This is a genomic window from Streptococcus infantis, from assembly GCF_047464715.1.
Lineage (GTDB): Bacteria > Bacillota > Bacilli > Lactobacillales > Streptococcaceae > Streptococcus > Streptococcus infantis_S.
The window spans coordinates 1-688 of record NZ_JASHBJ010000015.1 but is presented as its reverse complement, the minus strand read 5'-3'; the positions used below and the strand labels follow the sequence as shown (position 1 = coordinate 688).

General features: G+C 45.9%; 1 tRNA gene and 1 rRNA gene. Both read right to left on the bottom strand.

The features are described 5' to 3' along the window. Positions 1 to 351: ribosomal RNA gene (locus QM419_RS09190) — 16S ribosomal RNA — on the bottom strand; the annotation flags it as partial. A gap of 228 nt (positions 352 to 579) precedes the next feature. Further along, a tRNA-Glu gene (locus tag QM419_RS09185) sits at positions 580 to 651 on the bottom strand. Positions 652 to 688 lie beyond the last annotated feature (37 nt).

Sequence of the window (688 nt, the reverse complement as noted above, 5' to 3'; positions counted from 1 at the left end):
GTAGGAGTCTGGGCCGTGTCTCAGTCCCAGTGTGGCCGATCACCCTCTCAGGTCGGCTATGTATCGTTGCCTTGGTGAGCCGTTACCTCACCAACTAGCTAATACAACGCAGGTCCATCTGGTAGTGGTGCAATTGCACCTTTCAAGCAGCTATCATGCGATATCTACTGTTATGCGGTATTAGCTATCGTTTCCAATAGTTATCCCCCACTACCAGGCAGGTTACCTACGCGTTACTCACCCGTTCGCAACTCATCCGGAAAGAGCAAGCTCCTTCCTTCAGCGTTCTACTTGCATGTATTAGGCACGCCGCCAGCGTTCGTCCTGAGCCAGGATCAAACTCTCATTAAAAGTTTGAGTTCTCACTCATTTCTGTCACTGACAGATTTATTGTTTTTTTCATTGTTCAGTACTACAACATCAGTTGTAGTGCCCTGCACATTGGTTCGTCTTGTTCAGTTTTCAAAGGTCTTTGTCGCGCTTGCGACAACTATATTAGTATATCACAGTCATTTTTCTCTGTCAACAGGTTTTTTTAACTTTTTTTATAACCTGTTTCCATCAACCGCAATACACCCATAGTCCGTACGGGATTCGAACCCGTGTTACCGCCGTGAAAAGGCGGTGTCTTAACCCCTTGACCAACGGACCCTGAGCTTGTCAACTCTTTCTATTATACCTACTTTTT